This window comes from Burkholderia sp. AU45251 (assembly GCF_030482905.1).
In the GTDB taxonomy this organism is placed as follows: Bacteria; Pseudomonadota; Gammaproteobacteria; order Burkholderiales; family Burkholderiaceae; genus Burkholderia; species Burkholderia aenigmatica.
On sequence record NZ_JAUJQH010000001.1, the window covers coordinates 433,643 to 446,723 of the forward strand.

The following is a 13,081-nucleotide window of genomic DNA, read 5'->3' on the forward strand; positions in this document are numbered from 1 at the left end:
CAAATCCAAGGCTGTATTTAACCAAAACAAACGATAGCCTGTTAAACGGAAAACCGGCCGACCATCCCGCGTCAATGCCTCACGCCGCCCGCAGCGGGTTCGCGTGCGCGCTCCGTGCGCTTTCCGGATCGTCGTCGCCGAGCGGAATGAACGCCATGATCTCCAGGTCGTGCCCCGACAGCGCGGGCAGCCGGAACGGGCTCGACAGCACGTTCAGCCGCCGCACGCCGAGCTCGCGCAGGATCTGCGAGCCGATCCCCGTCACGCGTCCGTCGCGGCGGGCAGGGCCGGCCGGCATCCGCATCGCGTCGCCGCGCATGTCGCAGTCGAGCAGCACCGCCACGCCGCAGCCGGCCGCGTCGATCCGTTGCAGCGCGGCATGCAGCGGCCACGAATGCGCGGACGGCTCCGCATCGAGCAGGTCGAGCAGCGAATGGCATTCGTGCACGCGTGTCAGCACGGGCGTCGACGGATCGGGCTCGCCGCGCACGAGCGCGAGATGCGGCGCGCCGTGCACGGTGTCGCGATACTCGATCGCGCGGAATCGTCCCCACGGCGTATGCAGCGGCCGCTCGCCGACGCGTTCGACGAGCGATTCGTGTTCGCGTCGGTAATGGATCAGGTCGGCGATCGTGCCGATCTTCAGCCCGTGACGCGCGGCGAACGTCTTCAGCTCGGGCAGCCGCGCCATCGTGCCGTCGTCGTTCATCACCTCGCAGATCACCGAGGCGGGCGTGAGCCCGGCGAGCGCCGCGAGATCGCAGCCGGCCTCGGTATGCCCCGCGCGCACGAGCACGCCGCCCGGGCGCGCGGCGATCGGGAACACGTGGCCGGGCTGCACGAGATCGTCCGGACGGGCACCCGCCCGCACCGCCGCACGGATCGTGTGTGCACGATCGGCCGCCGAAATGCCCGTCGTCACGCCTTCGGCCGCCTCGATGCTGACGGTGAACGCGGTGCCGAACGGCGTGCCGTTGCGATCGGCCATCGGCGGCAGCCGCAACTGCTCGCAGCGTTCGGCGGTCAGCGTCAGGCAGATCAGCCCGCGTCCGAAGCGCGCCATGAAATTGATCGCGTCGGGCGTCACGTGATCGGCCGCGATCACGAGATCGCCTTCGTTCTCGCGATCCTCTTCGTCGACGAGCAGGACCATCCGGCCCGCACGCAGCGCGTCGACGATCTCCAGCGTACCGGCGAGCGTCATGGTGCCTCCGTCGCGCCGAAGGCGCGGCGCAGCGCGTCAGCGCCGAAGGTCAGCACGCGGTCGGCCGCATCGATGGCGCCGAGCATGCTGGCGAAGCCGTGAAGCTGGCCCGGCCAGCGCACCAGCGTCACCGGCGTGCCGGCCTGTGCGAGCCGCAACGCATACGCTTCGGCCTCGTCGCGCAGCGGATCGAATTCGGCGCTCACGATGGTCGCCGGTGCCGCGCCCGCGACGTCCGGCGCGGCGAGCGGGCTTGCCAGCGGCGACGCGCGATCGGCGCCGTCGTCGAAATAGTGCCGCTTGAACCAGCGCATCATGTCCGCCGTCAGGAAATAGCCGGTGCCGAGCGTTTCGTACGACGGATGCTCAGTCGCGCAATCGACGACCGGATACAGCAGCAACTGGTGCGCGATCGCGATGCCCGAACCGCGCAACTGCAGCGCGGCAACCGCCGCAAGATTGCCGCCGGCGCTGTCGCCGGCGACCGCCACCGCGCCGGCGCGCGCACCGAGATCGCGCGCACTGGCGGCGGCCCAGCGCACGGCGTCGCATGCATCGTGCGCGGCGGCCGGGAAGCGCGCCTCGGGCGCGAGCCGGTAGTCGACCGACAACACGAGCGTGCGCGCACGGGCCGCGAGGCTGCGGCACAGGTTCGCGTGCGAATCGATGCCGCACGACACGAAGCCGCCGCCGTGGAAAAACACGGTCAGCGGCAACGGCCCGTCGGCAGCGGGCCGATACAGCCGTGCGGACAACTGACGACCCGATGCGGGGATCTGCCAGTCCTCTTCAGCGGCGACGGCATCGCCCGGCGCGAATGCGCCGCCGGCGGCAAGACTCGCGCGATACGCGGGTACGGTGAGCTGCGCGAAATCGATCGCGGGTGCCTGGGCGAACGCGGCGAGCAGCGCCTGCGCCTGTGGGTCGAGCGGCATGGGGACTCCTGTCTGAATCGTATGCGGTTTGAATCAGGTAAACCCGTGTCGCGGTTTTCCCTGAGTCCGCGCCGGACGCTTGCCGGCACGGCCTGACGGGCATTCCAGCGCAGCGGGCAGGGCGCCACATCATCCGATCGGACGATGGTTGGTTCGTCCGGATCGCCAATTCTCACCATTCAGTGAATCTCCCGATGACGCCGGAATTTAGACGCGTCTTAATCATGGCGGCGCGGTTGGGTCGCGCCGGAAACATGTCGTATGGAGGATGGAGCGTGCTGATGGAGACGAGATGGGCTCCGCAAGAGAGCCAGGCAACCAGTGACGAGGCCGACATCGGCGTCGCGGATTTCAGCGAGCTGATGGCGCGCATCTACCAGGGGCCACTGGAGACACCGCCGTGGGCCGGCGCGCTCGAACTGGTCCGTCGCTGGCTGCAGGCGAACTACGTGACGCTGATCCTGCGTGCGGCCGCGAGCGACCGCCGCGCGCCGCTGTCCGTGCACGCGTCGGAATTCGGGCCGGTCGTCCCGGGCGACGGCGAGGCGTCGTACAACAACTACTACTATTCGCTCGACCCGTTCGTCGGCCTGCCGGCCGATCGCGTGGTCACGGTCGACGAGGTATTCGGCGACACGGGCTGGCTGTCGAGCGAACTGTACAAGCAGTTCCTGAAGCCGCAGGACGTGCGCTATATCCTCGGTGCCGACCTGCGCACGTCGTCGGGCGTCGAGTGCCGCTTCCGCGTGTGCCGCAACCATGCGTCGAAGCCGTTTTCCGCGCGCGACAAGGCGATCTGCGCGCTGCTGCTGCCGCACCTGAAGCGCGCGGTCGAGTTGCATTCGCGGCTCGACACGGCCGAGGTCGAACGCTCGATCTATGCGAACGCGATCAACCGGATGCAGATCGGCACGATCACGCTCGACGAGAACGGCACGATCATCGACCTGAACAGCGTCGCCGACGAGATCCTCAAGCAGAACAACGGCCTGACGATTGCACGCGGCACGATCGAGGCGGCCGACGCACAGGAGAACCGCACGCTGAAGCGGCTGATCCGCCACGCGGTGATGGGACACCACGGCACCGCCGCGGCAACCGTCGAAGCGATGCCGATCACGCGCAGCTTCGACAAGCCGCGCCTCGGGCTGCTGGTGCGCACGGTGCTGCTGTCCGACTGGTCGGAGGACAACAAGCGGCGGCCGGCCGTCACGCTGTTCCTGCGCGACCCCGACCGCAAGCCGCAGGGCGCGCAGGAAATCATTCGCAAGCTGTTCGACCTGACGCCCGCCGAGACGTCGCTCGCGCTGTTGCTGACGAACGGGCTGACGCTCGAGGAGGCGGCGGAGGAATCGGGGATCAGCAAGAACACGGCGCGCACGCACCTGCGCGCGATCTTCTCGAAGACGGGCGTGACACGCCAGGCGACGCTCGTGCGGATTCTGCTCGGAAGCGTCGTGCCGCTCGGGTAAGCGACTGCCGATGCCGATCCATCGGAACCGGCCGCATTCGTCTGGCGATACATCGACATCGGTCAACGCGTCGCGTGCCGGACGATAGCGGCGACATCATGCAAAAGAGGCTCGCAACATGCGAGCCTCTTGTTCGTTCAGCGGGGACGGTAGCGACTATTCAGCCGCCCGCGATGCATGGGCGATGCCCCCTGCGTTCACGAGCCGCGCGTCGACCGATCCGCCCATGCCGACAGCGCCGGCCACTGCGCACAGCCGCGCCGGATGAACCCAACGCCCGTGCGGATCACGAGCGCGCCGATCGCGAGCGCCGCCAGATCGTCGAGCCGACCGAAGCCGATCAGCGCCGCGCTCATCGCGAGCGCCGCCAGCAGCGACGACAGCGCATCGGTCCGGACATGCCAGCCGCTCGCCTCGAGCAGCGCGGAGCCCGTCTCGCGAGCCTTGCGCAGCATCCAGTGCGACAGCGCGGCCTTGCCGGCAAGCGTGACGGCGACGAGCGCGAGCGTCGTCGCGCCCGGCTGCACGACGGGCGGCGTCGTGAACCGGTTCATCGCGTGCCAGATCATTTGCGCGCCGGTCGCAACGAGCAATGCGCCGAGGCCCGCGAGCGCGAGCGGTTCGTAGGTCGGGCGCCGTTCCGGCGGCAGGCGCGCGTCGAGCCGGCACGCGACGAGGATCAGCGCATCGGCCGCGAGATCGATTGCCGCATGCGCGACGTCCGCCAGCAGGCCCGACGAATGCGCGGACCCGGCCGCGACCGTCTCGACGGCGAGCAGCAACAGGTTGATCGCGAGGCTGACGGCGAGGGCGCGGGACGTAGCCGCATAATCGTGGGGCGTGGCGCGCGACGTGCGCTGCATGGCGAATTCGTCTGTCGATAGCGTGGGTCAGACCCGAACGCTACCGGTCGACGGTGGCAGATCGGTGACAGGCGCAGGACGCCGCCCGGCCGGTCAGCGCTGCACGTCTGCCGACGGCAGCAGCGCGGCGAAGCGATCCGCGAGCGTTGGGCGCGACCGCGCGGGCCAGATCGCGCTGAGTTCGAACAGCGGCAGTGCGCTGCCGTCGCGGATGGTGCTGTAGGTGACGCCTTCGAACGCGAACGTATGGATCGAATGCGGCAGCAGCGACACGCCGCATCCGGCGGCGACGCACGAGATCACGGTCAGCGTGCGGTTCACGTCGAGCACGATGTCGACCGGGTGGCCGGCTTGCCGGAATGCACTCAGGATGCCCGCGCGGATCAGCGGCAACTGGTCGTGCGGAAACCACACGAGGCCGGTGCCGGCGAGATCCTGCAGCGTGACCGTGCCGTCGGGCTGGCGCCGGAAATCGTTCGGCAGGACGGCGACGAGCGGGTCGCGCCGGATCAGCTTCTCGCGCATCCGGCCGTTGACGGGGACCGGCGTATGCAGCAGGCCAATATCGATCTCGCCGCGCTCGAGTGCAATCGCCTGCTCGGCATTGCTCATCTCGCGCATCACGAGTTCGACGTCGGGCGTGCTTGCGCGCAGCGCGCGGATCGTGCGCGGCAGCGTGTCGAACAGCGCGGCGCTGACGAACCCGATCGTCAGGCGCCCGGCGCGCTGCGCGCCGATTTCGCCGGCCCGATGCGCGGCCGCGTCGAGGCGTGCGAGGCTCAGGCGCAGGTCGTCGACCATCGCGAGGCCGGCGGCAGTCAGCGTGGCGCCGCGCCGCGAACGGTCGAACAGCCGGACGCCCAACTCCTTCTCCATCCGGTTCAGGGCCTGGCTGAGCGCCGGCTGCGCAATCCCGAGCTCGCTGGCCGCGCGCGTGAAGCTGCCCGTATCGACGATCGCGAGGAAGTAGCGAACGTGCCTGATTTCCATAAGCTAGCGTTATGAATAATTATTCAAAACATAGTAGCGAATTATCTCCACGCTTCATAGGATGCTCATCGGGCCACAACATCCGGCGCCCGGCGACGGCATGACGACACGAGGAGACCTGCATTGAACTGGACCCGCGAGCTATCGACGACCGAACGGCGCACGTTGCGCGGCTGCTTTGCCGGCTGGGCACTCGACGGGCTCGACACGCAGATGTTCAGTCTCGTGATCCCCGCGTTGCTCACGACCTGGGGCATCGGCAAGGGGCAGGCCGGCCTGATCGGCGGCGCGACGCTCGTGTCGGGCGCGCTCGGCGGGCTGCTGGCCGGCATGATCGCCGACCGCTACGGCCGCGTGCGCGCGCTGCAGATCACCGTGTGCTGGTTCTCGCTGTTCACGTTCCTGAGCGCGTTCGCGCAGAACTTCGAACAGTTGCTGGTGCTGAAGGCGCTGCAGGGACTCGGGTTCGGCGGCGAGTGGACGGCCGGCGCGGTGCTGCTCGCCGAAACGGTCGGCGCGCGCCATCGCGGCAAGGCGATGGGCATCGTGCAGAGTGCATGGGGCTTCGGCTGGGGCGGCGCCGTGCTGCTGTACATGCTGGTGTTCGCATGGCTGCCGGCCGAATGGGCGTGGCGCGTGCTGTTCGCGATCGGCGCACTGCCCGCGCTGCTGGTGCTGTATATCCGCCGCGCGATTCCGGAGCCGCCGCGGGCGACGCCGGTCGACGCATCGGCGCAGGCAACGGCGAGCGGCGATGAAGGGCCGACGATCGGCATCTTCGACCGCTCCGTGGTGCGCGCGACGGTGGTCGGCGGGCTGATCGGCGTCGGCGCGCACGGCGGCTATCACGCGATCACGATCTGGCTGCCGACCTACCTGAAGACCGAGCGGCACCTGTCGGTGCTCGGCACCGGCGCGTATCTCGCGGTCGTGATCGTCGCGTTCATCTGCGGTTGCTTCCTCAGCGCGTACCTGCAGGACAAGATCGGCCGCCGCCGCAACGTGATGCTGTTCGCCGCATGCTGCGCGGTGATGGTGAACCTGTACGTGTTCCTGCCGCTGAACGATGTCGCGATGCTGCTGCTCGGTTTTCCGCTCGGCCTGTTCTCGGCCGGCATCCCGGCGACGCTCGGCGCGCTCTTCAACGAGCTTTACCCGCGCAACGTGCGCGGCCGCGGTGTCGGCTTTTGCTACAACTTCGGCCGCATCGTGTCGGCCGGCTTCCCGGTGCTGGTCGGGCGGATGGGCGAGTCGCTGCCGCTCGGCACGGCACTCGGCATCGATGCGGGCATCGCATACGGGCTGGTCGTGATCGCGGTGTGGTTCCTGCCCGAAACGCGCAGCCTGCGGCTGTCCGGTGCGGCGCAGGGCGGCGAGGCGAATGCCGAAAGCCAGCCGCGCGCCGAGGCGTCGCTGTAGGGCTCGCCGCCTCCCGTCATCGAATCGCCCGGTGCAGCGGCCGGGCGCCTCTTGCAGACTCGTCATGGATTGTCTCGTGAATCACCTCGCCGAACCGGTTCCGGCCGCGCCGTCAGTGGACGCGTGGTACGCAGGGAACCCCGCCGTGGCCGCCATCGATGCGCATGCGCACGTGTTCGCGCGCGGCCTGCCGCTCGCGCCCGTGATCCGGCATGCGCCCGACTACGACGCGTCGCTCGACGCGTACGTCGCGCACCTCGCCGCGCATGGCATCACGCACGCGGTGCTGGTGCAGCCGAGCTTCCTCGGCACCGACAACACGTACTTCGTCGACGTGCTGCGCCGTTACCCGCAGCGCTTTCGCGGCGTCGCGATGGTCGATCCGGCGATTTCCGACAGCGATCTCGACGCGCTCGACCGGGCTGGCGTGGTCGGGATGCGGCTGAACCTCGTCGGGCTGCCGATCCCGGACTTCGGCGCGCCCGTCTGGCGCGCGCTGTTCGCCCGCATCAACGCGCTCGGCTGGCATGTCGAGATCCATCGCGGCATCGAGGATCTGCATGCGATCACCGCGCCGCTGCTCGCGCAGTCGTGCACGCTGGTGATCGACCATTTCGGTCGCCCGTCGCCTGCACTCGGCGAGCGCGCGCCCAGCTTCCGCCGCCTGCTGTTGCTCGCGGATACCGGCCGCGTCTGGGTCAAGCTGTCGGCCGCGTATCGCAACAGCGTGGCCGGCGACGGCGCGATCGACGCGTTCGGTGCCGCGCGGGCGCTGCGCACCGCGTTCACGGCCGAGCGGCTGGTGTGGGGCAGCGACTGGCCGCACACGCAGCATCGCGAGCGCGTCGATTTCGATGGCGCGTATGCGGCGCTCGCGCGCTGGTTGCCTGACCCCGGCGAGCGCATGCGCGTGCTGCGCGATGCGCCGAGAACCCTGTTCCGTTTCGACCAATGAGGCTCCGCATGTCCGATCACACCGCACTTCGTCGCGCCGGGTTCCGGCGCAGCATCGCCGCCCGCCAGGGGCTGCTCGTCGCCGGCACGTTCAATGCGCTCAGCGCCAGGGTCGCGGCCGATCTCGGCTTCGGCGCGCTGTACCTGAGCGGCGCCGGCGTCACCAACATGTCGCTCGGTTTGCCCGATCTCGGTTTCGTCGGGCTCGGCGAGCTGGCCGAGCACACCGCACGCGTGCGCGATGCGGTCGAGCTGCCGCTGATGGTCGATGCCGATACGGGTTTCGGCAATGCGCTGAACGTGCTGCACACGGTGCGCACGCTCGAACGCAGCGGCGCCGACGCGATCCAGCTCGAGGATCAGGTGCTGCCGAAGAAATGCGGCCATTTCGCGGGCAAGGAAGTGATTCCGGCCGGCGAGATGGTGGGCAAGCTGAAGGCGGCCGTCGACGCACGCGTGGATCCGAACCTGCTGATCGTCGCGCGCACCGATGCGGCCGCGGTCCACGGCATCGATGACGCGATCGAGCGCGCGCACCGTTACGCGGAAGCGGGGGCCGACGTGCTGTTCATCGAGGCAATGGATACGGCGGAGGACGTCGAGCGGCTGCCGGCGCTGTTCGACACGCCGCAGCTCATCAACATCGTGATCGGCGGCAAGACGCCGACGCGCTCGCGCGACGACCTGGCGCGCCTCGGCTACGGCGTGGTGCTGTACGCGAACGCGGCGCTGCAGGGCGCGGTGCACGGGATGCAGGCCGCGCTGACGGTGCTGCGCGATACGGGCCGGCTCGACGAGGATCCCGCGCTCGTCGCGCCGTTCGCCGAACGGCAGCGGCTCGTCGACAAGGCGCGCTTCGACGCGCTCGATGCCCGCTACGGGGCCGATCGCGCATAAGCGCGCCGGCACACGGGCGGCGAGGACGGCCGCCCGGCATGACCATGCCAGGACAAGACAGGACAGGAGACAACCCGTGGCAACTTTCCCTACCGGAGCGGCCGGCGAGCCGCCGCGCATCGGTTCGATCGTCGGCGGCCTGGCCGGCAACCTGATCGAGTGGTACGACTTTCTCGCGTACAGCATCTTCTCGATCTACTTCGCGCCGGCGTTCTTTCCGGCGGACCGGCCGACCGTGCAGTTGATGAACACCGCGGCGATCGCGGCGGTCGGATACGTCGCGCGGCCGGCGGGGAGCTGGCTCGTCGGCCTCTATGCGGACCGGCGCGGACGCAAGGCCGCACTGACGAAATCGGTGCTCGCGATGTGCGCGGGATCGATGCTGATCGCCGTCACCCCCGGCTACGCGACGATCGGCGTGCTCGCACCGGCGCTGCTCGTCGCCGCGCGGCTGCTGCAGGGGCTCAGCATGGGGGGTGAATACGGCACCAGCGCGACCTACCTGAGCGAAATCGCACCGCCGGACCGGCGCGGCTTCTACGTCGGCTTCCTGCAGGTGAGCGTGGTCGCCGGCCAGCTTGTCGCGCTCGGCCTGATGCTCGCGATGCAGCGGATCTTTGCCGGTACGCACGACCTCGAACGCTGGGGCTGGCGGATTCCGTTCTTCGTCGGCGGCGTGCTCGCGCTGTTCGCGCTCTACATGCGCCGCAACGTCGTCGAGAGCGATGCGTTCATCGCCAGCCGGGCGCGCGCGGCGAAGACGCGCATGACGGCCGACCTCGCGGCCCACTGGCGCGAGCTGCTGCTCGCGATCGGCATCACGGTCGGCGGCACCGTCGCGTTCTACACGTACACGGTCTACATGCAGAAGTACCTCGTCAATTCGGTCGGGCTGCACAAGGAAACGGCGACCTGGATCTGCACCGCCGCGCTGCTGCTGTACATGCCGCTGCAGCCGCTGTTCGGCCTCGTGTCGGATCGCGTCGGCCGCCGGCCGGTGCTGCTGTGGTTCGGAATCGGCGGCACGCTGCTGTCCGTGCCGATCTTCACGGCGCTCGGGCACGTGCACGAGCCGCTCGCCGCGTTCGCGCTGGTGTTCGCCGGGCTCGTCGTGTTGAGCGGCTTCACGTCGGTGCACATGCTGGTCAAGGCCGAGCTGTTTCCGCCGCAGATCCGCGCGCTGGCGGTCGGGCTTCCTTATGCGCTGACGACGGCGATCCTCGGCGGCACGACCGAATTCGTCGCGCTGCGGCTGAAGGCGAGCGGCAACGAGACGATGTTCTTCTGGTACGTCGCCGCGTGCGCGGCGATTTCGCTGCTCGTGTACTGGCGGATGCCGGAGACGCACCCGGCGAAGCGCGGACGCGCGTCACGGGCGGCAGTCGCCGCGCCGGCCTCGCGCTGAACCGGTGCCGGCGCGTTACTGCGCCCGTTGCGCCACGCGTGGCGCGGCGGGCGTCACGATGCGGGTCGCGATCGCTTCCGGCATGTCGTCCGGCCAGGACGCGGCGCACCGCATCCCGGGCGGCGGCGCCGGCAAGCCGCCCGGCATGACGGCTTCGTTGGCGTCGCGGCCGCAGCCGGGCAACCAGCCGGACACGCCGAGGCTCCAGATCAGGGTCGCAAACAGGCGCATCGTCACGCTCCGGTGCCCGGACAGCGATAGACGCTGCCGGTCAGCGTAACACCCGTCTGCCGCAGATAGCCGCCTTCGCTGCCGTCGAAACTCCCGCTCTGCACGCCGCGCTGCGTGAGCAGCACCACGACGTTGCCGCCGAGCGCGGCCGCGCGGTTCTTCAGGTCGTTGCGCGCGCCGGTCTCGAGCGTCGCGTCCGGGATGAAGCCGCCGGTCAGGAAGTTGCCGCGGCTGCCCGTCACGTCGCCGAGGTGACGGCAGCTGCCGCCGGGGTCGCGCATGACGATGCGCACGTCGCGGCCGGCGGCGGAAGGCTCGAGTGGCACGCACGCCGCCAGCGCGGCAGGAAGGAACAGCAGCCAGAGAGGTCTCATGTTTCCGCCGTAGCGAATGCGCGTGATCGCGCGACAGCGCCACTTTAGAGACGCCGTCGCGTCCGCACATCGGGCGAAGGTCGTGTGCTCGGGCCGGAAAGGATGCGACCAAAGTCGCAGACGGTGCGTATCGCCGGGGCCGGTGCGCGACGCTGGAATGCGTGGCGGGGCGTACTGCCGACGCGCTGCCGGCAGCGGATGTCAGGGCTTCGGCGCCATCAGTCCTTCCCGCCACGCGAGCGCGACGGCCTGCGTGCGGTCGGACAGATGCAGCTTCGACATCACGTTGCCGAGATGCGTCTTCACGGTCTTTTCCGTAATGCCGAGCGTCGCGGCGATGCGCGCATTGCTGCCGCCTTCGGCCAGGCAGCGCAGCACCTCCAGTTCGCGCGCGGTCAGCCCGGCGAACGGGCTGCGCGGCGGCTTGCGCCACGCGCCGATCATGCGCTGCGCGATGCCGGGGTGAAGGGTGGGTTCGCCGTGGACGGCCGCATGGATCGCCTGCAGCAGACGCTCGCCGCGCATCGATTTCAGCAGGAACGAATCGGCGCCGGCGTCGATCGCGGCGAGCGCGAGCGCATCGTCGTCCGACGAAGTCAGCACCATGATGTGCGTATCGGCGCTCGTCGCGCGGATCGCAAGAATCACGGCCGGCACGCCGGTGTGACCCATGCCGGGCATCATCAGGTCGAGCAGCAGCACGTCGGGACGATGCGTGCGTACCTGCTCGATCGTCGACGCGCCGTCGTCCGTTTCCGCGACGATCTCGAACGACGCATCGAGCCGCAACAGCCCGCGGATGCCTTCGCGCACGACCGCGTGGTCGTCGGCAATCAGGATGGTGGTCATGCCGTCTCCATCGGATGGAAATGAACGGTCACGCGCGTGCCGTCCGCGCCCGACGCGATGTCGAGCATGCCGCCGGGTAGCGCATCGGCGCGCCAGCGCAGGTTGCCGAGCCCCATACCGGTCGGCACGGCAGCCGGGTCGAAGCCGCTGCCGTCGTCGCGCACGACCCAGCGCCAGCGCGACGACGCTGCGCCGGAGGGCGCACGCACGGCGTCGCCCGGTTCGCACGCGATGTCGATACGACGGCAGCCGCTATGGCGCAACGCATTCGCGGCGGCCTCGTGGGTGATCATCAGCAGTTCGTGCGCGGCCGACGGGTGAGCGTCGAGCGTGTGCGCAGCACGTTCCGGCAGATCGAGCGACCAATCGATGCCCGAGCCGGCCAGCAGGTCGTGCACCGCCTGCGAAACGGCTGCACGCAGCCCGTCCTCGGCAATCGCGGGCAGGCTGAAGCCGGTCACCACGTTGTCGAGATCCTGCTGAAGATGATCGGCCAGACGCCGCGCCGCGCCGACCGTCGGCAACAGGTCGGGGTGGCGCTGCGCCTCGTAATCCAGCTCGGTCAGCTTGAGGCCGAGCACGAAGCTGCGCTGCTTCGCGGTGTCGTGCAGGTCGCGCGCGATCCGCGTGCGCTCGACCGACACCGCGAGCGCCTTCTGCATCCCGAATGCACGCGCGAGCGCATCGGCCATCCGGTTGAAATGCGCGGCCAGTTCGCCGAGCTCGTCGCGAGACGCATCGGCGATCCGCGCCGACAGGTCGCCGGCCGCCCAGCGATCGGCGGCGGCCGTCATCCGCCGCACGCGCCGCACCAGCAACCAGACCAGCAGCCCGGCGAAGCTCGCGCCCATCGCGCCGAGATACAGCAGGGTGCGTATCAGGTCGTACGCCGACGCATCGTCCGCGATCTCGTAGTGCAGTTGCCAGCCTGGCCAGTAATGGACGCCGATCCGCGCGATGGCGCCGCCCGCCAGCGCGACGGGCGTGACGATGGCCCAGTCGCCGTCGCGGCGCAGCATCGTGTCGGGCGCGGCCGGATCGGCCGGGGTAGTTGCGAACGCGTCGGACAGCAGTGGCGACGCGGCCGGCGCGGTCGCGCATCCGGCGCCATCCGGTCGCGCAATGCGCACCTGCAGTCGCCCGGTGCCGAAGAAACCCATCATCGGCGCGAAATCCATCACGTCACGCGCGCCGACCCGCGCGATCTGCCAGAACAGTGCGTCGGCCGCGGCGCGGCACGCAACCGGGTCGCGCCAGTCGACGGCGCCGGTCGCGGCGGCCAGCGCAGGACGGTCGAGGTTGCCGAGAAACCGTCGGATGTCGCTTTCGGCATGCGCGCGCCACAGCACGCTCGTCAGCAGCGACGACAGCACCATCGCCACGAACCCCACGACGATGAACGTCGGCACGAGCTTGACGAACAAGCCGCGGAAGCCGATCCGGAATGTGCGCAACGCGGGCTCCTTGTTGTTCTGTTTGCTTGACGGA

At 69.6% G+C, this 13,081-nt stretch carries 13 protein-coding genes; 5 read left to right on the plus strand and 8 right to left on the minus strand.

The genetic code is table 11. The annotated features are described in order from the left end of the window. Positions 1-79: 79 nt before the first annotated feature. Both ribBA and QZM67_RS01935 read right to left on the minus strand, forming a co-directional pair. A complete protein-coding gene (ribBA, locus tag QZM67_RS01930) occupies positions 80-1,204 on the minus strand; it encodes a bifunctional 3,4-dihydroxy-2-butanone-4-phosphate synthase/GTP cyclohydrolase II (RefSeq protein ID WP_301800428.1) in 1,125 nt (374 codons plus the stop codon). Next, complete coding sequence (locus tag QZM67_RS01935) at positions 1,201-2,139, minus strand: alpha/beta hydrolase (protein WP_175024041.1); 939 nt, start codon at positions 2,137-2,139, stop codon at positions 1,201-1,203. Before QZM67_RS01935 ends, ribBA begins: the two co-directional genes overlap by 4 nt. Before the next feature lie 281 nt (positions 2,140-2,420). Here QZM67_RS01935 and QZM67_RS01940 point away from each other — a divergent pair, with 281 nt between their 5' ends. Beyond that, positions 2,421-3,611: a LuxR family transcriptional regulator gene (locus QZM67_RS01940; protein WP_043183719.1), complete on the plus strand. Its 1,191-nt coding sequence runs from the start codon at positions 2,421-2,423 to the stop codon at positions 3,609-3,611. Positions 3,612-3,808: 197 nt separating this feature from the next. Here the strand turns inward: QZM67_RS01940 and QZM67_RS01945 are convergent, their stop codons facing one another. After that, positions 3,809-4,474 carry a cation diffusion facilitator family transporter gene (locus QZM67_RS01945; RefSeq protein WP_301800429.1) on the minus strand — a complete coding sequence of 222 codons (666 nt, stop codon included), beginning with the start codon at positions 4,472-4,474 and terminating at the stop codon, positions 3,809-3,811. A 93-nt stretch (positions 4,475-4,567) separates the two neighbouring features. Beyond that, complete coding sequence (locus QZM67_RS01950) at positions 4,568-5,464, minus strand: LysR family transcriptional regulator (RefSeq protein ID WP_301800430.1); 897 nt, start codon at positions 5,462-5,464, stop codon at positions 4,568-4,570. Between the two features lie 123 nt (positions 5,465-5,587). On the opposite strand from QZM67_RS01950, the gene QZM67_RS01955 reads away from it, so the two are divergent. The 4 genes from QZM67_RS01955 (at position 5,588) to QZM67_RS01970 (ending at position 10,139) form a co-directional block, all read left to right on the plus strand. Continuing rightward, the gene (locus tag QZM67_RS01955; protein ID WP_301800431.1) at positions 5,588-6,883 is read left to right on the plus strand and encodes an MFS transporter; all 1,296 of its coding nucleotides are present in this window, start codon (positions 5,588-5,590) and stop codon (positions 6,881-6,883) included. 64 nt (positions 6,884-6,947) lie between these two features. Beyond that, complete coding sequence (locus tag QZM67_RS01960; RefSeq protein ID WP_301800432.1) at positions 6,948-7,838, plus strand: amidohydrolase; 891 nt, start codon at positions 6,948-6,950, stop codon at positions 7,836-7,838. 8 nt (positions 7,839-7,846) lie between these two features. Continuing rightward, positions 7,847-8,734 (plus strand): oxaloacetate decarboxylase, encoded by an 888-nt coding sequence (locus tag QZM67_RS01965; RefSeq protein WP_011355217.1) that lies wholly within the window; start codon positions 7,847-7,849, stop codon positions 8,732-8,734. Between the two features lie 76 nt (positions 8,735-8,810). Then, positions 8,811-10,139 carry an MFS transporter gene (locus tag QZM67_RS01970; RefSeq protein ID WP_301800433.1) on the plus strand — a complete coding sequence of 443 codons (1,329 nt, stop codon included), beginning with the start codon at positions 8,811-8,813 and terminating at the stop codon, positions 10,137-10,139. A gap of 15 nt (positions 10,140-10,154) precedes the next feature. Here the strand turns inward: QZM67_RS01970 and QZM67_RS01975 are convergent, their stop codons facing one another. From QZM67_RS01975 to QZM67_RS01990, 4 genes are all read right to left on the minus strand, one after another. After that, complete coding sequence (locus QZM67_RS01975) at positions 10,155-10,370, minus strand: hypothetical protein (protein WP_043183727.1); 216 nt, start codon at positions 10,368-10,370, stop codon at positions 10,155-10,157. Between the two features lie 2 nt (positions 10,371-10,372). Next, entirely contained in the window at positions 10,373-10,744 is a 372-nt protein-coding gene (locus QZM67_RS01980) for a DUF4156 domain-containing protein (protein ID WP_301800434.1), read from the minus strand. A 201-nt stretch (positions 10,745-10,945) separates the two neighbouring features. After that, the gene (locus tag QZM67_RS01985; RefSeq protein WP_301800435.1) at positions 10,946-11,593 is read right to left on the minus strand and encodes a response regulator transcription factor; all 648 of its coding nucleotides are present in this window, start codon (positions 11,591-11,593) and stop codon (positions 10,946-10,948) included. Further along, positions 11,590-13,047, minus strand: coding sequence for a HAMP domain-containing protein (locus QZM67_RS01990; protein ID WP_301800436.1), 1,458 nt, complete (start codon positions 13,045-13,047; stop codon positions 11,590-11,592). The genes QZM67_RS01985 and QZM67_RS01990 overlap by 4 nt, the downstream gene beginning before the upstream one ends. Positions 13,048-13,081 lie beyond the last annotated feature (34 nt).

Bases quoted from the DNA above. Each gene is read 5' to 3' on its own strand.
- ribBA (WP_301800428.1), bottom strand. From the start codon at position 1,204: ATGACGCTCGCCGGTACGCTGGAGATCGTCGACGCGCTGCGTGCGGGC.
- QZM67_RS01935 (WP_175024041.1), bottom strand. From the start codon at position 2,139: ATGCCGCTCGACCCACAGGCGCAGGCGCTGCTCGCCGCGTTCGCCCAG.
- QZM67_RS01940 (WP_043183719.1), top strand. From the start codon at position 2,421: ATGGAGACGAGATGGGCTCCGCAAGAGAGCCAGGCAACCAGTGACGAG.
- QZM67_RS01945 (WP_301800429.1), bottom strand. From the start codon at position 4,474: ATGCAGCGCACGTCGCGCGCCACGCCCCACGATTATGCGGCTACGTCC.
- QZM67_RS01950 (WP_301800430.1), bottom strand. From the start codon at position 5,464: ATGGAAATCAGGCACGTTCGCTACTTCCTCGCGATCGTCGATACGGGC.
- QZM67_RS01960 (WP_301800432.1), top strand. From the start codon at position 6,948: ATGGATTGTCTCGTGAATCACCTCGCCGAACCGGTTCCGGCCGCGCCG.
- QZM67_RS01965 (WP_011355217.1), top strand. From the start codon at position 7,847: ATGTCCGATCACACCGCACTTCGTCGCGCCGGGTTCCGGCGCAGCATC.
- QZM67_RS01975 (WP_043183727.1), bottom strand. From the start codon at position 10,370: ATGCGCCTGTTTGCGACCCTGATCTGGAGCCTCGGCGTGTCCGGCTGG.
- QZM67_RS01980 (WP_301800434.1), bottom strand. From the start codon at position 10,744: ATGAGACCTCTCTGGCTGCTGTTCCTTCCTGCCGCGCTGGCGGCGTGC.
- QZM67_RS01985 (WP_301800435.1), bottom strand. From the start codon at position 11,593: ATGACCACCATCCTGATTGCCGACGACCACGCGGTCGTGCGCGAAGGC.